The organism is Pantoea sp. ANP04, from assembly GCF_041982285.1.
Lineage (GTDB): Bacteria > Pseudomonadota > Gammaproteobacteria > Enterobacterales > Enterobacteriaceae > Pantoea > Pantoea eucalypti.
The window spans coordinates 1-548 of sequence record NZ_JAUTYS010000138.1 but is presented as its reverse complement, the minus strand read 5'-3'; the positions used below and the strand labels follow the sequence as shown (position 1 = coordinate 548).

General features: G+C 32.5%; 1 protein-coding gene. It reads left to right on the top strand.

Going from position 1 to position 548, the window contains the following annotated elements:
• The coding region (locus tag Q7C21_RS22765; protein ID WP_375151205.1) for a hypothetical protein at positions 1 to 325 on the top strand (325 nt) is incomplete at its 5' end.
• Between the last annotated feature and the right edge of the window lie 223 nt (positions 326 to 548).

The following is a 548-nucleotide window of genomic DNA, read 5'->3' as shown; positions in this document are numbered from 1 at the left end:
CAAAAAAATAATCTTTAGAACGAGTTATGGATTGAATACAATTGATCTTGAAAATAAATTGTTTTTAAATCCAATTCATGGAGGAGGAGCTGCATACAATGGTGTGGCAACAAACATAGCAACCGATTTATCTAGAACCGATTGGGCAAATACGCTTACCTACAAAGATTCTTTTAATGAAAACAACCATTTCACTTTCCTATTAGGTTACGAGCGTATTAAAACTACGCTCGATAGCTGGGGAGCTACTCAAAGTAATGTCACTGATCCATATTATAAGAATTATCAGGGAAGTTATTCGAATATTTCTCCTATAGGTAATTAACTTTCTGAAAATGCTTTACTCTCTTATTTTTCGAACTTAAATTACAATTATAAAAACAAATATTTCCTGAGCTTAAATTATAGAATTGATGGTTTATCAGCTTTACCTGAGGGAAATAAATATGGTAGTTTTGGAGGAGGTTCTGTAAGCTGGAACCTGCTGGAAGAATCTTTTCTTAAAGATTCAAAAGTAAGAGGTTTTCTGGATAACTTAAGATTGAGAG